Origin of the sequence: Psychrobacter sp. Sarcosine-02u-2 (genome assembly GCF_002836335.1) — a bacterium.
In the GTDB taxonomy this organism is placed as follows: domain Bacteria; phylum Pseudomonadota; class Gammaproteobacteria; order Pseudomonadales; family Moraxellaceae; genus Psychrobacter; species Psychrobacter faecalis.
This window is the reverse complement of sequence record NZ_PJBX01000033.1, coordinates 1-2,097: the sequence shown is the minus strand read 5'-3', so window position 1 is coordinate 2,097 and position 2,097 is coordinate 1. Positions and strand designations below refer to the sequence as shown.

At 37.9% G+C, this 2,097-nt stretch carries 3 protein-coding genes and 1 pseudogene; 2 read left to right on the top strand and 2 right to left on the bottom strand.

All coding sequences use genetic code 11. From position 1 onward, the window contains the following. Positions 1-255: hypothetical protein (locus tag CXF58_RS01065; RefSeq protein ID WP_102076306.1), on the bottom strand; the 255-nt coding region annotated here is incomplete at its 3' end. Between the two features lie 134 nt (positions 256-389). Next, entirely contained in the window at positions 390-716 is a 327-nt protein-coding gene (locus tag CXF58_RS01060) for a hypothetical protein (RefSeq protein WP_093068413.1), read from the bottom strand. Positions 717-943: 227 nt separating this feature from the next. On the opposite strand from CXF58_RS01060, the gene CXF58_RS01055 reads away from it, so the two are divergent. Both CXF58_RS01055 and CXF58_RS01050 read left to right on the top strand, forming a co-directional pair. After that, positions 944-1,678 (top strand): heavy metal response regulator transcription factor, encoded by a 735-nt coding sequence (locus tag CXF58_RS01055; RefSeq protein WP_025645672.1) that lies wholly within the window; start codon positions 944-946, stop codon positions 1,676-1,678. A 124-nt stretch (positions 1,679-1,802) separates the two neighbouring features. Continuing rightward, positions 1,803-2,097 (top strand): annotated as a pseudogene (locus CXF58_RS01050) (two-component sensor histidine kinase); the annotation flags it as partial.

Here is a 2,097-nt window from a genome sequence, read left to right as displayed (position 1 = left end):
ACAGTGTTTTTGGTACATTTGCTTCATTTTACCCATGTTAGCCATCATCGCTTTCATAGCAGGATCGCTCATGTCCATCTTGCTATGATCCATTTTTTGCATCATTTGCATATGCTTTTCCATTTTTTCACAGTTCATCTGATCTTTTTCAGCGTGCATTTTAGGATCATGTGCTAGAGCTGAGGTTGAAACGACTAGAGCGACGGCAGTGGCTACGATTGCTTTAGGTAAAGACTTTGATTTAAAGAGTGACATGGTTAATCCTTAATTGATTTAGTTGAGGGTACATAAAGCTTTAGGATATTAATTCAGTCTAAAGCATAACTTATTGATTCTGACAGAGAGATGACAGCAAGATGACAATATTGTCATCTTGCTACTTTTATATTTTAATGCTGCACGTATTCATTTAGTATGGCATCAGCATTTCTATCACGATCGCTACCATATTTTTTTATAAAATACTTTTCAGACTGCAGATGTTGATCTTGATGCTGAACTTGGCAAGCGACTCGTGCATCAACATAGCTTTTCATTTGAGCATCAGACATCTGCGCGTTATTGTGATCTAGATTTCTGGCAAACGTAGTTAAGTTATCGCAATTATCGATAATTGAAGTGCTTAGATTCGTAGTATGCGCATTAGCTGCTGATATACCGATAAGCATCGAAGCGGATAGCAGCACCACTTTTTTGAATGAACGATAGCTTTTCATATAACATCCTTAATAAATTATTAAATATTGAAACTAATTACCTGTAGTAATAATTCATAGTAGCTACTCGTATCAAGAATGAGCCGCTATGTACTATAGGTATAGATTAACAAACGAAGACTGACCATTTGATGACGAGCGCATGACATCTTTGTCAGATACCAGTCCGTTTTGTCATTTATATTGATTTGGGTATTATAAAATCATAATTATATTGAAGGATTACTATGAAAGTACTACTAGTAGAAGATGAATTAAAACTCGGCGAATATGTAAAAAAAGGCTTAAGTGAAGCAGGCTTCATTGTTGATCATCAGCTGACAGGTTTAGATGGCTACCATGCTATGATGACTGAAGAGTTTAGCGTGATACTCATGGATGTTATGCTGCCTGATGTTAGCGGTTTTGAGCTAGTACGTAATTACCGAGCGGCTGGCAAGCATACGCCAGTGTTATTTCTAACCGCAAAAGATGATTTAGATGACAAAATCAAGGGGATTGAGATTGGCGGTGATGATTATCTGACCAAACCTTTTGCCTTTGCAGAGTTAATAGTCAGGATAAAAAGCTTATTACGACGCGCCAATCAAGCCGACTATAAAAGTACGCTCATGCAAATAGCGGATCTCAAAATGGACATTGCCAAGCGCACTGTACATAGAGGAGACACGCCCATTAAACTAACCGCAAAAGAGTTCTCCCTATTACAGTTTCTATTAGAGCGCCGCGGTGAAGTATTACCACGCTCAATCATTGCTTCACAAGTATGGGATATGAACTTTGATAACGATACTAATGTGATTGATGTGGCAATAAGACGTCTGCGTATAAAAATAGACGATGAGTTTGATACCAAGCTAATTCATACTGTGCGTGGCATGGGCTACCGATTAGATGCTGTCGACGTTTCAGCTAGTAATAAAGCTGCCAGCGAAACGGAAGATAGCCAATATGATAAATAGATTGGACAATCGACGCTTACCCTTACTATGGCGAACTGTTTTTTTACTGACAATATTTGTTGTTATCTCTCAAGTTGTTATTTATATATGGGTTCAGCGCTCTGTTAACGAGCACTTTGAGCAAATGGACTCAGAGATTATTACCCATGCAGCTTTTAACCTGCGTAAACGCATGGTGAATTTTAACGATCACATAGAACCTTTTACAGTGTCAAAGTCGCAAGCGCTAATTGATGCCAATCATGTACATTCTTCTTGGTTAGACTATGATTTAAAAACGTTAATATCAGACAAAAACGGCAATTTATTGTCCAGCGATCCCAGTAATTTCATCAATGATCTACCGGCAGATTTTAGCTTGTTACAACTATTGCAGGACTATCGCGATCAGCAGTTTATGATCAAGATAAATAATAGGT